18 protein-coding genes are annotated in these 17,693 nt (G+C 63.1%); 10 read left to right on the top strand and 8 right to left on the bottom strand.

Translation table 11 applies throughout. The features are described 5' to 3' along the window. Positions 1-2: 2 nt before the first annotated feature. The 6 genes from B7X65_RS17165 to B7X65_RS17140 all read right to left on the bottom strand — a co-directional run bounded on the left by B7X65_RS17165 (position 3) and on the right by B7X65_RS17140 (position 6,486). Positions 3-581 carry a hypothetical protein gene (locus B7X65_RS17165; RefSeq protein ID WP_293595516.1) on the bottom strand — a complete coding sequence of 193 codons (579 nt, stop codon included), beginning with the start codon at positions 579-581 and terminating at the stop codon, positions 3-5. Between the two features lie 135 nt (positions 582-716). Further along, positions 717-1,994 carry a TRAP transporter large permease gene (locus tag B7X65_RS17160; RefSeq protein WP_293595515.1) on the bottom strand — a complete coding sequence of 426 codons (1,278 nt, stop codon included), beginning with the start codon at positions 1,992-1,994 and terminating at the stop codon, positions 717-719. Positions 1,995-2,046: 52 nt separating this feature from the next. Next, a complete protein-coding gene (locus B7X65_RS17155) occupies positions 2,047-2,541 on the bottom strand; it encodes a TRAP transporter small permease (RefSeq protein WP_293595514.1) in 495 nt (164 codons plus the stop codon). 87 nt (positions 2,542-2,628) lie between these two features. Further along, the gene (locus tag B7X65_RS17150; RefSeq protein WP_293595513.1) at positions 2,629-3,615 is read right to left on the bottom strand and encodes a TRAP transporter substrate-binding protein; all 987 of its coding nucleotides are present in this window, start codon (positions 3,613-3,615) and stop codon (positions 2,629-2,631) included. Between the two features lie 86 nt (positions 3,616-3,701). Continuing rightward, positions 3,702-4,700, bottom strand: coding sequence for a D-erythronate dehydrogenase (gene denD, locus B7X65_RS17145; protein WP_293595512.1), 999 nt, complete (start codon positions 4,698-4,700; stop codon positions 3,702-3,704). Positions 4,701-4,800: 100 nt separating this feature from the next. Next, positions 4,801-6,486 carry an electron transfer flavoprotein-ubiquinone oxidoreductase gene (locus B7X65_RS17140; protein ID WP_293595511.1) on the bottom strand — a complete coding sequence of 562 codons (1,686 nt, stop codon included), beginning with the start codon at positions 6,484-6,486 and terminating at the stop codon, positions 4,801-4,803. A 140-nt stretch (positions 6,487-6,626) separates the two neighbouring features. Here B7X65_RS17140 and B7X65_RS17135 point away from each other — a divergent pair, with 140 nt between their 5' ends. The 3 genes from B7X65_RS17135 to B7X65_RS17125 all read left to right on the top strand — a co-directional run bounded on the left by B7X65_RS17135 (position 6,627) and on the right by B7X65_RS17125 (position 10,377). Further along, the gene (locus B7X65_RS17135; protein WP_293595510.1) at positions 6,627-7,409 is read left to right on the top strand and encodes an SDR family oxidoreductase; all 783 of its coding nucleotides are present in this window, start codon (positions 6,627-6,629) and stop codon (positions 7,407-7,409) included. Positions 7,410-7,489: 80 nt separating this feature from the next. Beyond that, positions 7,490-7,909: a thioesterase family protein gene (locus B7X65_RS17130; protein ID WP_096699615.1), complete on the top strand. Its 420-nt coding sequence runs from the start codon at positions 7,490-7,492 to the stop codon at positions 7,907-7,909. A gap of 41 nt (positions 7,910-7,950) precedes the next feature. Next, positions 7,951-10,377 carry a Lon protease family protein gene (locus B7X65_RS17125; RefSeq protein WP_293595509.1) on the top strand — a complete coding sequence of 809 codons (2,427 nt, stop codon included), beginning with the start codon at positions 7,951-7,953 and terminating at the stop codon, positions 10,375-10,377. A gap of 22 nt (positions 10,378-10,399) precedes the next feature. On the opposite strand, the gene B7X65_RS17120 is transcribed toward B7X65_RS17125, so the two are convergent. After that, positions 10,400-10,975: a peroxidase-related enzyme gene (locus B7X65_RS17120; RefSeq protein WP_293595508.1), complete on the bottom strand. Its 576-nt coding sequence runs from the start codon at positions 10,973-10,975 to the stop codon at positions 10,400-10,402. Between the two features lie 135 nt (positions 10,976-11,110). Between B7X65_RS17120 and B7X65_RS17115 the strand changes: the two genes are divergently transcribed. From B7X65_RS17115 to B7X65_RS17090, 6 genes are all read left to right on the top strand, one after another. Beyond that, entirely contained in the window at positions 11,111-11,479 is a 369-nt protein-coding gene (locus B7X65_RS17115) for a carboxymuconolactone decarboxylase family protein (RefSeq protein ID WP_293595507.1), read from the top strand. 109 nt (positions 11,480-11,588) lie between these two features. After that, positions 11,589-12,506 carry a hypothetical protein gene (locus tag B7X65_RS17110; RefSeq protein WP_293595506.1) on the top strand — a complete coding sequence of 306 codons (918 nt, stop codon included), beginning with the start codon at positions 11,589-11,591 and terminating at the stop codon, positions 12,504-12,506. Between the two features lie 291 nt (positions 12,507-12,797). Next, a complete protein-coding gene (locus tag B7X65_RS17105) occupies positions 12,798-13,136 on the top strand; it encodes a hypothetical protein (protein ID WP_293595505.1) in 339 nt (112 codons plus the stop codon). Positions 13,137-13,423: 287 nt separating this feature from the next. Then, the gene (locus B7X65_RS17100) at positions 13,424-13,783 is read left to right on the top strand and encodes an HPF/RaiA family ribosome-associated protein (protein ID WP_293595504.1); all 360 of its coding nucleotides are present in this window, start codon (positions 13,424-13,426) and stop codon (positions 13,781-13,783) included. Between the two features lie 237 nt (positions 13,784-14,020). Then, positions 14,021-14,773, top strand: coding sequence for a metallophosphoesterase family protein (locus B7X65_RS17095; RefSeq protein WP_293595503.1), 753 nt, complete (start codon positions 14,021-14,023; stop codon positions 14,771-14,773). Continuing rightward, a complete protein-coding gene (locus B7X65_RS17090; protein WP_293595502.1) occupies positions 14,770-16,260 on the top strand; it encodes a bifunctional serine/threonine-protein kinase/universal stress protein in 1,491 nt (496 codons plus the stop codon). The genes B7X65_RS17095 and B7X65_RS17090 overlap by 4 nt, the downstream gene beginning before the upstream one ends. A 58-nt stretch (positions 16,261-16,318) precedes the next feature. Here B7X65_RS17090 and B7X65_RS17085 read toward each other — a convergent pair whose 3' ends face one another. Further along, positions 16,319-16,873, bottom strand: a complete 555-nt coding sequence (locus B7X65_RS17085) for a PAS and helix-turn-helix domain-containing protein (RefSeq protein ID WP_293595501.1) — start codon at positions 16,871-16,873, stop codon at positions 16,319-16,321. A 112-nt stretch (positions 16,874-16,985) separates the two neighbouring features. On the opposite strand from B7X65_RS17085, the gene B7X65_RS17080 reads away from it, so the two are divergent. Beyond that, the gene (locus B7X65_RS17080) at positions 16,986-17,690 is read left to right on the top strand and encodes a CoA transferase subunit A (RefSeq protein WP_293595500.1); all 705 of its coding nucleotides are present in this window, start codon (positions 16,986-16,988) and stop codon (positions 17,688-17,690) included. Positions 17,691-17,693: the final 3 nt, after the last annotated feature.

The following is a 17,693-nucleotide window of genomic DNA, read 5'->3' as shown; positions in this document are numbered from 1 at the left end:
CCTCAGGCCGCCTGTTCGGCAGGCAGCAGCATGGCAATGCGCTCACTGATGGAGTCAGCCCGTTCGTGCCCCGAGATCTTCTCGATCTCCTCGATCATGCGGCGGGAGGTGGCCAGCATGGCGTCGCGATCCCGGGCGTCGCGCAAGGCATCGCGGAAGGTCCCGGCCAGCTCGGGATGCCGCTTGGAAAACATGCGTTCACAGATATCAAAGAGGAACATTCGTGTGGTTGCCAGTGACCTTTTTCCGTCAAACTGGTCTGCTGACACCCGGGCGGGTGCCGGTGGAGCAGGATTGTTTTGCGGAAGTGGCTGTCTTTCAGACCTGGCGGGCTGTGGTTTGTCTGCCGCAATCACCGGTGGGCGGACGGCTTGCGGCGCCTTGCCGGGCTGGGTCTGCAGAAAACCTTCGCGCAACATGCGCAGGGCGATTTCCTCGCCGTCCCCATTGAAGAGCGGCCGGAAGTCCAGCACGGATTTGCTGCCATCGGCCAGCAACAGCAGGGTGCGCTCGCGCTGGCCGAGCGTGCGGGTTCCCGATTTGAGCTCGGCCCGGGCGCGGTCTGTCTTGTGGAGCTGCATGGGGCGTCCTGAACGGTAAAGCACCGATCATGCAGACACAATATGACACACGTATGAAGCCTGGGCGGGCCAGGCGTCTGAACGGCGGAAGGAAGGTTGGCTGCAAAGCTTCGATGCCTTCTGCCGGGCAGGCTCCTAGCGGGCGTAGACCAGGTCGCGCAGGGTCAGCGAGATGGCCGGAAAATAGGTGATCACCATCAGGCAGGCGATGATGACCAGCACGAATGGAATCAGGTGTTTGACAATGCGGTCCAGCGATATTCGCGCTACCGTACAGGCGGCAAACAGGTTCACGCCGAACGGCGGCGTGATCATGCCCAGCGCCAGGTTGACGACCATCACCATGCCGAAATGCACCGGGTCGATGCCGAAGTGCATGGCCACGGGAGCCAGGATGGGCGCCAGCACGATGATGGCGGCACTGGTTTCGATGAACATGCCGATGAAGAAGAGCGCGGCATTGACGCCGAGCAGAAAGAGGGTAGGCGACTGTAGCACCGCTTCCAGCCAGCGGCCAATGGCATCGGGCACACCGGCGCGCGTGATCAGGAAGGCGAACAGCCCGGCATTGGCAATGATGAACATGATGACGGCGCTGGAGATCACCGACTTGCGCAGCACCAGCACCAGTGTCGGCAACTTGATTTCGCGGTAGATCACCCCGCCCACAATCAGCGCGTAAAAAACCGCAACGGCTGCTGCCTCGGTCGGCGTGAAGATGCCGCCATAGATGCCGCCAAGAATGATCACCGGCATCAGCAATGCCCAGCCGGCCTGCCAGGTGGCCTTGAAGAAACCCAGGCGCCCGTCGCCGTCGTTCTTGCCCCAACCCTTGATCTTGCAATACACGTAGACAAAAGCCATCAGCGACAGGCTGATCAGGATGCCCGGGCCGACGCCTGCGATGAACAACTCGCCGATCGAGACCTCGGCACTGACGCCGTACAGGATCAGCGGAATTGACGGCGGAATGATCACACCCAGTTCGGCGCTGGTGGCCTGCAGGGCCGCGGCGTAGCTGGTGGGGTAGCCATGTTTGATCAGGGCGGGAATCAGGATCGCACCCACCGCAAAGGTGGTGGCCACTGACGAGCCGGAGACGGCGGCAAAAATCATGCAGGTCAGCACGCAGGTCATGGGCAGGCCGCCCTGGACGCCGCCGACAATGCTTTTCGCAAACTCGACCAGGCGGCGCGAGATGCCGCCGGTCTCCATCAGATTGCCGGCCAGGATGAAAAACGGAATGGCGGCCAGCGGAAACTTGTTGATGGCGTTGAACATCTCCTTGACGGAGATCAGCATGTGGGCATTGGTCGCCTGGATGCCGAAGATGGAAGCCAGTCCGATGGATACGGCAACGGAGATCGTCAGTGCGAAACACACGATCATGGTGGTCAGCATGACGGCGGTCATTGGGCAATCCCCGGGAAAAAGTTGCTGTCAGTGTTGTTGTCAATGATGCGGATCATGTCGCCGTCTCCAGTTCCTCGCGCTGCGGATCCAGCAGGTTGCCGATGATGCCGATCACGCAGAACAGGCCGCCTATGGGCATGGCCACATAACCCCAGAACATGGAGATCGACTCCAGTCCGGCCATGGACTGCACTTGCCCGCGGACGGCGTAGTCCCAGCCCCACCAGATGATGACGCCGATCAGGGCCAGGGCGGCCACGCAGACCACCCAGTCGAGGATGCGTTTGACCTTGATGGGGCTCCAGCGGTAGAGCACATCGACGCTGACCATGGCACCCTGGCGGAAGGCCGCCGGTATGCCCATGAAGACCATCCAGATCAGCGACAGGCGGATCAGGATCTCGCTCCACTCTGCAGGTTGCTCGAGCACGAAGCGCGTCACGATCTGGAACATGCCCAGCGAGGACGCGATCACCAGCATGAGGCAGGCCACCAGCGTGGCAAACCCCGTGGTCCAGCGTTCGAGTCTGAGAAAGGTGTTTTTCATGAAAATCCCGGTTCTGCAAGGAAAACGCCCGCCAGCCTAATGGCTGCGGGCGTGTTCGGCTACAAAAAGTGTAGCGAACGGGGCAGCTTACTTGACGCTGCGGATTTTTTCGATGTTGGCCTTGCCGAACTGCTTTTCAAATTCGGCGTTCACGGGGGCCAGGGCGGCGACGAACTTGGCCTTGTCGACGTTGTCGATCACGGTCATGCCCTTGGCGCGCAGGTCGGCCACGCCTTTGGCATCGTCTTCGTCCACGCGGGCGCGGTTGGCCTTGGTGCCTTCGGCGGCCGCTTCGAGGAAGGCCTTCTTGTCGGCAGCGCTGAGTTTGTCGAACACGCCTTTGTTCATCACCCAGATGCAGGGCGAATAGACGTGGCCGGTCAGTGACAGGTGTTTCTGGACCTGGTCGAATTTGGCGGAAATGATGACCGACAGCGGGTTTTCCTGGCCGTCAACCGTACCCTGCTGCAGGGCGGTGAACACCTCGGGGAAGGCCATGGGGGTGGTGATGATGCCGAAGCCCTTGTAGGCTGCGATGTGCACCGGATTTTCCATGGTGCGCATTTTCAGGCCCTTCAGGTCCCCGGGCACCTTCACGTCGCGCTTGCTGTTGGTCATGTGGCGGAAACCATTTTCTGCCCAGCCCAGCGCCTTGAAACCCTTGGCTTCGAACTTGACGAGCAGCTCCTGGCCGATCGGGCCGTCCAGTACGGCACGTGCGTGGGCCTTGTCACGGAACAGGAAAGGCACGTCGAGAATCTTGGTTTCCGGCACGAAGTTGGGGACCGGGCCGGTGGAGGAGAAAGCCAGTTCCTGGGTGCCCAGCTGCACGGCCTCGATGGATTCACGTTCACCGCCGAGGGCGCCGTTGTAGAAGGTCTGGACCTTGTAACGGCCACCGGTGCGCTTTTCCACTTCCTTGGCGAAGGTGTCGATGGCCACGCCCTGGTGGGAGTTCTGTGACGTCGAGATGCTGATCTTCATGGTCGTCTGCGCCGCAGCACCGGCCACCAGGCCGAGTGCGAGCGTCATGCCCAAGGCGAGTCGGGTCAGCGTGGGTTTGAAAAAAGTCATTGAATGTCTCCTCGGGGTGAAAAAAGGGGTGGAGGGAAAAGTTGTCATACAACTTGCAATTTTCACCTGCTGGTGCGTTGCGCCGCCTAGGGGTTTTCGCTTAAGTACTCTCCGATGATGGCGTCGAAACTGCCGTCGGGCAGCAAGCCCAGCCGGCGTGCTCGCGCCGCGTCGATGTGGGCCGGCCAGCTGGTCACGATGCTGGCAATCGCGGCGTCCGGTGTCCAGTCGATCAGCGCGGCAACCTCCTTGCCTGCAAGGCGCTCCAGCGCCGCCGCCATCTCGCCGGGGGTTGTCTTGAGGGCCGGCAGGTTGATGGCAGTGCGCGCGCCCCAGTCGGCGTCGCTGGCCTCGGCGGCCCGGATCAGGCCGTGGATGGTGCGGCTGGGCGAGGACAGGGCCACCGGTGTGTCGGGGGCCACCGGGCAGACGGCCCGCACGCCGGCCAGCGGTTCGCGGATCATGCCGCTCAGGAAACTGGAGGCCGCGCCGTTGGGTTTGCCGGGGCGCACGCTCACGGTCATCAGGCGCACGTTGCGGCCGCGCACAAAACCCTTGCGGGCATAGTCGGCCACCAGTTGCTCGCCGATGAATTTCTGGATGCCGTAGCTGTTCTGGGGCGTCGGCAGGGTGCTGTCTTCGATCACCGCGGGCAGGGGCTGTTCGGGTGAATTGCCGAACACGGCCAGTGAGCTGGCAAACACCACCGTCGGCGCGGTCTTCAGGCGGCGGCAGGTCTCCAGCAGGGCACGCGTGGCGTCGAGGTTGCTGCGCATCCCGAGGTCGAAATCGGCTTCGCATTCACCGCTGACCGCAGCGGCGAGGTGAAAAACCACCGCTGTGTCCCTGGCGATCACGGGGCTGGCGGCCGGGTCTGCGTTGAGCAGCACGTTCAGGTCCCCCTCGACCGCGCGCACCCGGCTGTCGGCCATCAGATCGGCCGGTGGTGCCGCCCGGTCCACCAGGGTCACGCGGGTGATGGCCTGCGCGGGGCTGCCGGCCAGCGAGAGCGTGCCTTGTTTGAGCAGTTCGCGGGCCAGGCGAACGCCCAGGAAACCGGCGCCGCCGGTAATGACAATGTTCATGGGAGTTGGGGTCTTCTCTGGACGTTGATCGGAAATGGTGGGGGGCTGACATCACCCGGGCGACGCGGCGGGTGAAGGTTCGGACCCGCCCCGCATGGCCCTACATGCCGCTGTAATTGGGGCCGCCGCCGCCTTCGGGGGTGACCCAGACGATGTTTTGCGTCGGGTCCTTGATGTCGCAGGTCTTGCAGTGCACACAGTTCTGCGCGTTGATCTGCAGACGGTCGCTGTTGTCGGGGTTCTTCACGAACTCATACACACCGGCCGGGCAATAGCGCGACTCCGGACCGGCGTAGGTCGCCAGGTTGATGTTGACCGGCACGCTGGCGTCCTTGAGAGTCAGGTGCGCAGGTTGCTGCTCTTCGTGGTTGGTGTTGGAAACAAACACCGAGCTCAGGCGGTCGAAGGTGATCTTGTTGTCGGGCTTGGGATAAACAATCTGCGGGCACTCGGCCGCCGGTTTGAGCGTGGCGTGGTCGGCCACCTTGCGGCGCAGCGTCCATGGCGGGTTGCGGATGCCGAGCTTGGGCAACAGCCACTGTTCGATGCCGGTCATGAAGGCGCCGACATACACGCCTTTCTTGAACCACTGCTTGAAATTGCGTGATTGGTTCAGTTCGGCATGCAGCCAGCTCTTGGCAAAGGCTTGCGGATAGGCGCTCAGTTCGTCGTGCTGGCGGCCTGCGGTCACGGCGTCGAAGGCGGCTTCGGCCGCCAGCATGCCGGTCTTGATGGCGGCATGGCTGCCCTTGATGCGTGCGGCATTGAGGTAACCGGCTTCGCAGCCGATCAGCGCACCGCCGGGGAACACGGTTTTGGGCAGACTGACCATGCCGCCGGCCGTGATGGCACGTGCGCCGTAGCTGATGCGTTTACCGCCTTCGAGGTAGGCCTTGATGCTGGGGTGCGTTTTCCAGCGCTGCATTTCCTCGAACGGGCTGAGCCAGGGGTTGCTGTAGTCCAGGCCGACCACCAGACCCAGCGTGACCTTGTTGTCTTCCAGGTGGTACATGAAGCCGCCGCCATAGGTCTGGCTGTCCATGGGCCAGCCGGCGGTATGCACGACCAGGCCCGGCTTGTGTTTGGCTGGATCGATTTCCCAGAGTTCCTTCACGCCCAGGGCGTAGGCCTGCGGGTCCTTGCCCTCGGTGAGCTTGAACTGCGCCATCAATTGCCGGCCCAGGTGGCCGCGCGCGCCTTCGGCAAAGATGGTGTACTTGCCATGCAGTTCCATGCCGAGCTGGAAATGGTCGCTGGGCTGGCCGTCCTTGCCGACACCGAGGTTGCCGGTGGCCACGCCCTTGACCGAACCGTTGTCGTTGTAAAGCACTTCGGCCGCTGCAAAGCCGGGGAAAATCTCGACGCCGAGGTTCTCGGCCTGCTGCGCCAGCCAGCGCACCACGTTGCCGAGGCTGACCACGTAGTTGCCTTCGTTGTGAAAACATTCGGGCACAAAAAACGCCGGTGTTTTGGTCGCACCTGTTTCGCTGAGGAACAGCACCTCGTCGCTGGTCACGGGCTGGTTGAGCGGGGCTCCAAGTTCTTTCCAGTTCGGGATCAGTTCGGTGAGGGCCTTGGGGTCCATGACCGCGCCGGAGAGAATGTGCGCGCCGGGTTCAGAGCCTTTTTCAAGCACCACCACGGAAAGCTCCGCGCCTTTTTCTGCGGCCAGCTGTTTCAGGCGAATGGCCGTGGCCAGACCGCCGGGGCCGCCCCCAACCACGACCACGTCGTATTCCATCGCTTCGCGGGGGCCGAACTGGGCCAGTATTTCTTGGTTGTTCATCGTGGACTCGCTGATAATGAATTTCAGGAATGGCTGCCCGTCGGTTGACGGCCGCAGGTCTTGCGCCTGATTTTATGTCGTGAATCCGCTGATTCGAACGATCGTTCGCATCGGCATACTTTTATCAAGAGGAGCCTCGCATGGCTTACAGCCTGGATCTTTCAGGGCGTGTCGCGCTCGTGACCGGCGCATCCGGCGGCCTGGGTGCGCAGTTTGCCAAGACCTTGAGCCGTGCCGGCGCAGCGGTGGTGCTGGCCAGCCGCAGGATGGACAAGCTCAAGGACTTGCGCGCGCAGATCGAGGCCGAAGGCGGTGATGCGCATGTGGTGTCGCTCGATGTGACCGACCATGCCAGCATCAAGTCGGCGGTGGCGCACGCCGAGACCGAGGTCGGTCCCATTGACATCCTCGTCAACAACTCCGGCGTGAGCACCACGCAGCGCATCCAGGACGTGGGCGAGGAAGACTACGACTTCATCTTCGGCACCAACGTCAAGGGCGCCTTTTTTGTGGCGCAGGAAGTCGGCAAACGCATGCTGGCGCGGTCGCGCGGCGCGGCGCCCGGCACCTTTTCCGGCGCGCACATCATCAACATTGCCTCCATGGCCGGCCTGCGCGTGTTGCCGCAGATCGGCGTGTACTGCATGAGCAAGGCGGCGGTGGTGCAGATGACAAAAGCCATGGCGCTGGAATGGGGCAAGTTCGACATCAACGTCAACGCCATCTGCCCGGGCTACATCGACACCGAGATCAACCACCACCACTGGGAAACCGAGCAGGGCAAACGGCTGGTGCAGATGCTGCCGCGCAAGCGCATCGGCAAGCCGGAGGACCTGGACGCGTTGCTGGTGATGCTGGCCAGCGGCCAGAGCCACTTCATCAACGGCGCTGTCATTGCGGCGGATGACGGCTTCGGGCTTTGAGGCCTGCGCCGCTGAGCGCTTGTCCATCGGCCATCTTTCATTTGTCCTTTTTCTTCGACTCTCCTCGTCTTCACAGCGCCATGAAAATTGAAATTCCCGACATCAAGAAACTGGTCTTCGAAATGCGTGTCCCCATCCGGTGGGGCGATATGGACGCCATGGGCCACGTCAACAACACCAGCTATTTCCGTTACCTGGAAACGGTTCGCATCGACTGGATGCATTCCATCGGCTGTGTGCCCGACCCCCAGGGCGAAGGCCCGGTCATCGTCAATGCGTTCTGCAATTTCTACAAACAGCTCGAATACCCGGGCGACGTACTGGTCAAGATGTACGTCAGCGACCCGGCACGCACCACCTTCGAGAGCTGGGGCACGATGGAGCGCGCCGACCAGCCCGGGGTGATCTATGCCGCCGGCGGCGCCACGACGATCTGGGTCGACTTTCCGAGCCAGAAGGCCGCCGCCTTGCCCGACTGGATGCGCCAGCTGGTCAGCTAAGCGCAAAATCCGGCCATTCTTCCCCCTTGCCGGAACCCGCCATGCCTGTTGCCAAAGTCCTTCCCGCTGATCTGCGTCTCGCCATCGACCCCGGGCTTTTGGGGTTTGCGGACACGTCCGAACTGCTGGACCAGCCGATGCACTGGATCGGCCAGGAGCGTGCCGAAACCGCGGCCCGCTTTGGCCTGGCGATGGCGCAACCCGACTACAACCTTTTCGTGCTGGGCGAGGTCGGCACGGGACGATCGACCCTGCTGCTGCAGATGATGCAGACGGCGGCGGCCAGCCGGCCGGTGCCGCCGGACCTGTGTTATCTCAACAATTTCGAGGCCCCGGAGCGGCCCCGGGCCTTGCGCATGCCGGCCGGGCAGGGCCGGCTGCTGCGCCAGCTCATGCTGCAGTTGACCAAAACGCTTCAGGCGGAAATTCCAAAACGCCTGGTGGATCAGGATTTCCGCACGGAAAGCGAACGCATCGAAAAAAGTTACAAGGCTGAAGAGGACCCGGCCTATGCGGAGCTGGATGCGTTTGCCGAGGCCCGGAGCTTTTCATTGTTTCGCGAGGCGGGCCACCTGGTCTTCACCCTGAGGGACGACAAGGGCCGGGCCTTGACTGAAAGCGAGGCGCTGGCCCTGCCGAAAGAGCGGCGTGTGGAGATTGACCGCGCCGAGCAGGAGCTGCGTGCCGAAATCGCCCGGTTTCTCGATAAAACCCGCTCCATGGAACGGGTCCTGCATGAAGGCCTGGCGGCCTTGCGCCGCCAGGTGGTCAAACCGATGCTGGAGCACGAACTGCAGGAGATCCGCAACGAGCTGCGCAAACAGATCAAGGACTCGGTCAAGTTGGGCAACTACCTGGAACTGGTCATGCACGATGTGCTCGAAAACCTGGAGCTGTTCCAGGCGGGCGACACCGACGAGGAGGTCCGGCTTGAGGCATTGGCTTCCGTGCTGGGCCGTTACCGGGTCAACCTGGTGGTTGACAACCACGGCCTGACCGGCGCGCCGGTGATGGTCGAGGACAACCCCCTGCTGCGCAGGCTGTTTGGCAGCATCGAGTACCAGTCCGACAACGATGTGCGGGTCACGGATTTCTCACGCATACGCGCGGGCAGCCTGCTCAAGGCGAACGGCGGCTTCCTGATGCTGCACCTGCACGACCTTCTGGCCGATGAGCTGGTGTGGGAAAAGCTGCGCCGCTTCCTGCGCAGCGGCCGCGTGCAGATCGAGGAGTCCGGCGTGACGTATTCGCCCATGACGGCCGTGGCACTGGAGCCGGAACCCGTCGATGCGGATGTCAAGATCATCCTGATCGGTTCCGTCGAGGAGTACTACCTCCTGCAGGAGAGCGATCCGGAATTCACCCGCCGTTTTCGCTGCAAGGTGGACGTGGCGGAAAGTTTTCCGGCCAGCGCGGACACCCGCCGGGCTTCGGCGGTTTTTGTGGCGCACACCTGCCGCAAGATGGGCTTGCCCCACTTTTCCGCAGCGGCCGTCGCGCGCCTGCTGGAAGACTCCCACCGCGAGGTGGACGACCAGACCCGCCAGAGCGCCATTTTTTCCCGTACCGAGGCACTCGTGATGGAGAGCGCCGCCATGGGCCGTGCGCGGGGCGCGACCCTGGTGGATCTGCAGGACGTCGAGGCGGCGCTTCGTGCCCGCAACTACAGGCACGATTACCCCGAGCAGCGCCAGCAGGAAACCATTGCGGACGGGGAGCGGCTGCTGGTCCTGACCGGCGAGAAGGTGGGTCAGCTCAATGCCCTGACCGTGATTGACCTGGGCGACCATCGTTTCGGTTTCCCGGTGGGTGTCACGGCGCGCACCTACGCCGGCGACGAGGGCCTGCTCAACGTGGAGCGCGAGGTGGAGCTTTCCGGCCCCATCCATGACAAGGGGGTGCTGATCCTGCACAGTTACCTGTCGGCGCTGTTTGCCCACATTGCGCCGCTGGCGCTGAATGCGGCCATTGTTTTTGAACAGGAGTACCACGGCGTCGAGGGCGATTCCGCGTCCTGCGCCGAACTGTATGTGCTGCTGTCGTCGCTGTCCGGGCTGCCGCTGAAACAGGGCGTCGCCGTGACCGGGGCGATCAACCAGCATGGCGACATGCTGCCGGTGGGCGGGATCAACGAAAAAATTGAAGGTTATTTCCGCAGCTGCGAAATTGTCGGCCTGGACGGCAGCCAGGGCGTGCTGATTCCGCACCGCAACCGGCGCCACCTGATGCTCGAGCGCAAGGTGGTGGAGGCGGTGGCCGCGGGACGGTTTCACATCTACACGGCCGAACATGCCAGTGAAGGCCTGGAACTGCTCACCGGCACGCCTTTTGGCGAGTTCGGCGCGTCGGGCGACTACCCGGAAGGCAGCGTGCTGGGCCGCGCGCAGAAAACCCTGCAGGATTTCCGGCGCTCCTGCCAGCGTGCGGAGCAGCACAAGCCCGAACGTAAACCCGGAAAACTGCGCTGACCGGGTTGCGACCCTTGTTTCCCTATTTTTGTTTCGGCATCCGGCCCATCAGGTAAAACTCGGGGTTGGGCATCATGCTGGAAAAGCTCGCGATACGGTTGGACAGGCCGAAGAAGGCGGTGATCGCGGCGATGTCCCAGATGTCCTCATCGTTGAAACCGTGGGCATGCAGCGCTGCAAAGTCGGCTTCCTCGATCTCGTCGGATTTTTGGCAGACCTTCATGGCGAAGTCCAGCATGGCGCGCTGGCGCGGCGTGATGTCGGCCTTGCGGTAGTTCACCGCCACCTGGTCGGCCACCAGCGGTTTTTTCTCATAGATTCGCAGAAGGGCGCCATGCGCCACCACGCAATACAGGCAGTGGTTGGCCGCACTCGTGGTGGTCACGATCATCTCGCGGTCGCCTTTGCTCAGGCCCGACTCTTCCCTCAGCATCAGCGCGTCGTGGTAGGCGAAGAAGGCGCGCCATTCGGCCGGACGGCGTGCCAGCGCGAGGAACACGTTGGGCACGAAGCCGGCTTTTTCCTGCACCTCCAGCACTTTGGCCTTGATGTCATCGGGCAGGGTGTTGAGGTCGGGGAGGGGGTATCTCGTGGTCATGGCTTGTCTCATGGCGGGTGAATGTTGGGGCAATGATACGTTCAGAGTGAGGGGATTTTGGGGTCGGCCCTGTCGGCGCAGCTTGTTAGGAGCGTCAGCGGCTATGCTGGTGATTTTTCCAGGAGCACCTGACCCATGGATTCCCCATTCGACAAAGGTCTCGCCACCCGCAAGCAGGTGATGGGCGAAGACTTCGTAAGCAATGCTTTCGCCAATGTCACCGATTTCACCCGTCCCATTCAGGAACACATCACCGCCAAAGCCTGGGGGGATGTCTGGCAGCGGCCGGGCCTGGAGCGCAAGACGCGAAGCCTGATCACCGTGGCCATGCTCACGGCGCTGGGCAAGCAGCATGAACTCAAGGCGCATGTGCGCGGCGCACTCAACAACGGCGCAACTTCTGCGGAGATTCAGGAGGTGTTGCTGCACGCCGCTGTGTATTGCGGTGTGCCCACGGCGGTGGATGCCTTCCGCACCGCTGCCGAGGTGATTGACGGCAAGTAGGACGGGAAACCGCCGGCCGGCCGGCATGGCTGGTTTTTCTGCGCGTGGGCTCGACTTGACATGATCTGCCGCAAAGTTCCTGTTGCGCCGGCTACCCATAATGGTTGGCATGATGTGGTTCATTCATGCCATCCAGCGGGTCGCCCGCCATGCGATTGTGTTGTCGCTTTCGCTGGGGCTGTTCATGCCTGTCTGGGGCGCCGGCGGCTCCCAGGCGCTCGGGCCCGCCGCTTTGCGGGCCAAGCATCTTGCCTTGGGCCCTCAACTTGCCAGCAATCAGTTCCAGGGGCCCTTGTACCTGGCGTCGACTGAAAGCGACCAGCAGCTGGAGGGGGATGTTTACGCCCTAGTCAAGCACCCGTTCGGAACGGTCAGTGCCGAACTGAGTGACCCCGGGCACTGGTGCGACGTGCTGATCCTGCATCTGAACATCAAGTTCTGCCGTGCCAGGACTGCCGCGGGGGCTCCCCAGCTGGATGTGCGGATCGGTCGCAAGCATGAACGGCCCCTGGTTGAGGCGTCCACGGTTCTTTTTTCGTACCGCAGGGTGGCCGTAGAGGCGGACTATCTGGATATCGAGCTTGAAGCTGCTGATGGTCCGCTGGACACACACGACTACCGGATTCTGCTGGAGGCCATCCCGATTTCGGAAGGGCAAAGCTTCATTCATATGCGGTACTCGTTCGCCTATGGGCGCGCGGGTCGCGTCGCCATGCAGCTTTATCTGGCAACCCTTGGCCGGGGAAAGGTCGGGTTCACCCCGACCACAGCGGGCATTCCCGGTCAGCCTCCAGAGCTCATCGGTGGTGTGCGCGGTGTGGTGGAGCGAAACACGATGCGCTACTACCTTGCGATTGAGACCTACCTCGATGCGCTTTCGGTGCCGCCGTCGCAGCGCTTCGAGAAAGGCCTGGAGGGCTGGTTTGCGGCGACCCAGAAATATGCCCGCCAGTTGCATGAGGTTGACCGTGCCGCCTACCTCGACATGAAACGCAAGGAGTACCAGCGGCAGCAGACGGCACCCTAGTACTGCAGCCCGAAATATCGAAACATGAAAGCGCGCCGTCGCACCCACGGCGGCGTTGCCATCCTGGCGAAGGCGTACAGCCTTCACTGCGACTGGCGTCTTGCCCTGGGCACGAAGTCATCACTTTCATTTTGTTCCGCTACTTCCGTGCTGCAGTACCAGGCGGAGAGCCGCATGCCCCGCAGCGGGTGGTTCTGGTTCATGCTGTCCAGTTGATAAATCTCAAGTTCTGAATATCGGTAGCGTGAAATACTTAATTCTCTCGTTCATCAACCCTCCTGGAGATTTCTCATGAAAAAACTGTTGCTTCCCCTGAGTCTTGTTCTTGCCCAGATGTTGGCCGTGAGTGCCTTCGCCCAGACCAAAGGGGGCGAAGCCGACCCTGAACAATCCAAGGGCCAGACCCTGCCCAAGGCGACGCCTGCTGAAAAAGCCACTGCCAAGGCTGGCCGCAAAGCGGAAGGCGCCGCTGTCGCCGGCCAGGGCGTCAAGCCGCTTGCAGCCCAGGAAACTGGTGCCGGCACCGCCAAGGCGGCCACCAAGCAGGAGCGCGATGCGGCCCGGGCCAAGCGCAAAGCCACGGCCGCTGCCGCTCTCAAGAAGGGCGAGATCCCTTCCGGGGAAAAATGATCCAGCCTGGCTGGTCAGCGAATGACGGGCCCTTCGGGGTCCGTTTTTTTTGCGGTGATGCCTTCAAAGGTTTGCGTCCGATTTTCCGCATTGCCTGCGGGCAGAAATATCGCCTGCAGCCGGCGCCGTGAAACGCCCGGATTTCAGTCTCCCTACTCCGGCGGGGGAATGCGGACTACACACCATGAGGCGGGCAGGGCGCACAATGAATTTTCAGTCGCCGCCGTGTGACGTCATGGCAACCCGGCCTTCACGCCGCGTGTTGCAGACCCTGAAAGGAAAAATACATGCAAGTTCAAGTCAACTCCAACCACACCATTCACACCGGCGAGTCATTTGAGCGGTGGGCGAGCACGGAACTCAACGAGTCGCTGAGCCGCTTCAAGGATGACATTACCCGCATCGAGGTGCACATGAGCGACGAGAACAGCGACAAGGTCAGCACCGACCACAAGCGCTGCATGATCGAGGCACGGCTCGCACACCATGAGCCGCTGGCCGTCAACCACCACGCCTCCAGCCAGGATGAAGCCTTCCGGGGTGCGAGCGAGAAGCTCAAGCGGGTGCTCGAACACACGCTGGACAAGCTGCGCGACCACCGTTCACGGGAGTCCATCCGCCGCGAGCCCGATCCGGGCGCTCTCTGAGCCTGCAGCCAGCGCCGGCTGCCGTCGCATTTCCGGGGAGCACCTTCTGTTTTAAAGTGTTTTTGGCTTCCAGCCCAATGAATACAAGCGCGGATAGCTATTGATATGATAGCAATCTGGTCGGTAGGTGTTGCCGCCCTCCTGTGCGCGGGAGGCTCAACGCCGGCCGGTTCCCGATTGCAAGCCCGGGATCAGTTTCAAGGGCGATGATGCTTACCACCTCGAACTGACCGACCGATGAAAATTGCCCTGCTGTCCGACATTCATGCCAACCTGCGTGCGTTTGAGGCCTGCATGGACCACGCCGCCGCCCAGGGCGCGCAGCGTTTCGCCGTGCTCGGCGATCTGGTGGGTTACGGAGCACAGCCTGCGCAGGTGGTGCGGCGGGTGCGAGCGCTGGCGCAGGATGGCGCCATCGTCCTTCAGGGCAACCACGACGCGTTGGCAGTGACTCCGCAGGGCCAGGCCGGTACGATGGACGCCGGTGGTGCGGCGTGGACCCGCTCGCAACTGGAGCCCTCTGACCTTGATTTCCTCGCCGGCCTGCCGCTGACCGCCACCGACGACGCCATGTTTCTGGTGCATGCCAGCGCCGACAAGCCGCAGCGCTGGCTGTATGTCGACAGCGGGCCGCGGGCGGAGGCCAGCCTCCATGCGGCCTGCACGGACACGCGTGTGCGTTATGTTTTTGGCGGCCACGTGCACCAGCAGGCCCTGTATTTCCGGGGCGCGAGCCAGAAGCTCCTGCGTTTTGCGCCGACATCGGGCGCCACCATTCCGGTACCGCCCCATCGCCGCTGGATTGCCACCGTGGGCTCGGTCGGACAGCCGCGTGATGGCGACACCGACGCGATGTATGCGATTTTTGATGCCGTCCGCGCTGAACTGACCTTTCACCGGGTCGCCTATGACCACCTCGCGGCGGCGGCCGATGTCCGGGCGGCGGGGCTGCCGGATGTTTTTGCGAAACGGCTGGAGCAGGGCTTGTGAAGCTGCTGGACCCCGGGACGTTGATTGACGGCTTTCAGGTAGGCGACTGCCTGCATGCCGGTGGCATGGCCCACATCTACGAGGTTGCTTATGCAGGCGCTGCGCAGCGCGAGCCCTTTCCCATGGTCATGAAGGTGCCGCGCATGACCGAGGGCGACGGTGCGGAAAACATCGTCGGTTTCGAGGTGGAGCGGCAGATCCTGTCCGTGCTCACCGGGCCGCACGTGCCGCGCCTGGTGGCGGCCGGCGACCTGGCGAAGCTGCCCTACCTCGTCATGGAACACGTGCCCGGGCGTACCCTGCAACAATGGCTGGACGATGATGCCGCACCGCTGCCGGCTGAAGAGATCGCCCGGCTGGGCGCGGCCGTGGCGCAGGCCGCGCACAGCCTGCATCTGCAGGACGTCTGCCACCTGGATCTCAAGCCGGCCAATGTGCTGATCCGGCCGGACGGCCTGGCGGTGCTGCTCGACTTCGGCCTGTCCTGCCATGCCCACTACCCGGACCTGCTGGCCGAGGAATTACGCCCCGCTGTGGGATCGCCCACCTGGATGGCACCGGAACAGGTGGTGGGCATGCGCGGCGACCCGCGCAGCGACATTTTTGCCATCGGTGTCATGCTGTACGAGCTGGCCACGCGTGAGCTTCCTTTTGGCAACCCGCAAACCACCGGCGGACTGCGCCAGCGCCTGTGGATGGACCCGGTGCCGCCGCGCAAGTGGCGCCCGGCCCTCCCCGAATGGCTGCAGGAAATGATCCTGCGCTGCCTGGAACCGGAGGCCGCGCGGCGTTATGCGTCCGCCGCGCACCTGGCCTTCGACCTGTCCCATCCGCAGCAGGTGCGGGTGACCGACCGCGGGCGCCGCGTGCGGTCCACCGGGTTCTGGGCGCATCTGAAACGCTGGGTGCGCGCCGCCGGCATGCACTACCAGCCGAGCGCGCTGCCGTCACGGCAGATTGACGAGGTGCCCATCATCATGGTGGCCGTTCCCAACCGCGACGTGAGTGACGCCACCCTGTACTCCCTGCGCGGGGCCGTGTCGCGTGCCCTCGGTACCGAGCCCGGTGCACGGCTGGCCTGCGTGAGTGTCATCAGCCCGGGTGAAACGCCGGGCCACGACGCCGCCTCCAGCGAGACCACGGTGCACCGGCGCTACCTCGGCATGCTGCGGCAATGGGCCGAGCCGCTGGACCTGAGCGGCCAGACGGTCTCCTTCCACATCCTCGAAAGTGGTGACGTTGCCCAGGCCCTGCTGCGTTATGCACAAGGCAACCATGTCAGCATGATCGTGATGGGCGCGGCCACCCACGGGCTGCAGATGCAGCGGCTGCTGGCCACGGTACCCGTCCGGGTCGCCATGGCGGCGCCGTGCACCGTGATGCTGGTCAAGCAGGCCCTGCCGTTCGACCAGCTGGCCGCCACGGGCGGCCCCGAACAGGATAATCTGGGCGAAAGGCCCGCACGTGTTTCCAGGGTGATGATCTAGGAAGTCGCCAGTCCTTTGCAGGAAAGCGGAAGCTGCTATCAATAAAAGAGCGTCCGGCTCAACCCGCCATCAGCTTGTGCACCAGGTCGGCGGTCGTCGAGGCCTTGTACTTGCGCATCAGGCGGGCCCGGTAGATCTCCACCGTGCGGTGGCTGATGACCAGGGCGCGGCCGATTTCCTTGGAGGTCAGGCCGTCCATCAGGTGCGCGGCGACCTCGCGTTCGCGCGCGGTGAGTTCGGCCTTGACCGGCCGGCGTGAGCTGAGGTCTTCGAAGGTCCAGATGCCGGACTCGTGCGGCGATGCCCGGTTCAGCGCGCGCCCCGTCACATGGCACCAGAAGGTCTCGCCCTTGAGGCGGCCGTCCACCCGTTTCATGATGCGGTCGTCGGCGTAGTGCCCCTTGGCGTTGAGAATGGGCAGCATGCGCGCGCCTATGCGCTCATATTCGTCCGCGCTCGGGTAAAGGATCTGGAACGACTGGCCGGTGAGCTGCTCGCGCGTGGCCCCGAACATCTCGCACAGATGCTGGTTGCAGTCGACAATGGCCCGATTGCGCGAAAGCACCAGGCCCACGGGGGCCATGTCGAATGCCAGGCGGTAGTCAATGTCCATGGAGGTGCAGGTGAGCCGGGCGTGCGGGTTTGACTTTAGGGATAACTACGTATGTGGATAGGTAGTATCGTAATGCTTTTAGGTTCGTGTCGAAGCTCTGCAGGAGATTTCTGTGAATAAAATTTTCCCCTCCGCTGATGAGGCCCTGAAGGGCGTCGTCCAGGACGGTCAGCTGATGGCTGTCGGTGGTTTTGGCCTGTGCGGCATTCCCGAGGCCCTGATCGAAGCGCTCAAAGCCAGCCAGGTCAAAAATCTGACCGTGATCTCCAACAATGCCGGTGTGGATGGCTTCGGTCTGGGCAAGCTGCTCGAGACACGGCAGATCAAAAAAATGATTTCCAGCTATGTGGGCGAGAACAAGGAGTTCGAGCGCCAGTACCTGGCCGGTGAGCTGGAGCTGGAGTTCACGCCGCAGGGCACGCTGGCCGAGAAGCTGCGCGCGGGCGGCGCCGGCATCCCGGCGTTTTTCACGAAAACCGGTGTCGGCACCCTCGTCGCCGAGGGCAAGGAACTGCGCGAGTTCGATGGCGAAACCTATCTGATGGAGCGCTCGCTGGTGCCTGATGTGGCACTGGTCAAGGCCGACATCGCCGACCGTTCGGGCAACCTGCGCTTCAACCTGACGGCGCGCAATTTCAACCCGGCCGCCGCCATGGCGGGCAGGATCTGCATCGTGGAGGTGGAGCGCATCGTCGCCACCGGCGAGCTGGCGCCCGACGACATCCATCTACCCGGCATCTATGTGCACCGCATCGTGCACAACCCCACGCCCGAGAAGCGCATCGAAAAGCGCACCACCCGCGACCGTAAAGTTTGAGGA

Origin of the sequence: Polaromonas sp. 39-63-25, from assembly GCF_002278925.1 — a bacterium.
Taxonomy (GTDB): domain Bacteria; phylum Pseudomonadota; class Gammaproteobacteria; order Burkholderiales; family Burkholderiaceae_C; genus Polaromonas.
The sequence above is the reverse complement of the archived record's forward strand: the minus strand, read 5'-3'. Positions and strand labels throughout refer to the sequence as shown.